Below are 230 nucleotides of genomic sequence, written 5' to 3' on the forward strand. Positions count from 1 at the left end.
CGCCTGACCGCGGGCACCAAAAGCCTATACGCGATGGACGACGCCCACCGCGCACATCTGGAGGCGACCGAGTTCAAGGGCAAGAAGGTCGAGATCGGGCGCTTCAAAGGTCTCGGCGAAATGAACCCGATGCAGCTGCGCGAAACGACAATGGACCCGAAGTCACGGGCAATGCTGCGCATCACCTTGCCGCAGGAATATGAAGAGCGTGCGGTGGTGAAGGATCTGGT

1 pseudogene is annotated in these 230 nt (G+C 60.4%); it reads left to right on the plus strand.

Annotated elements, in window-relative coordinates:
• Positions 1-230, plus strand: a pseudogene (locus RAD04_RS39200) (DNA topoisomerase IV subunit B); the annotation flags it as partial.

It is taken from the genome of Bradyrhizobium sp. 25ACV (assembly GCF_054863005.1).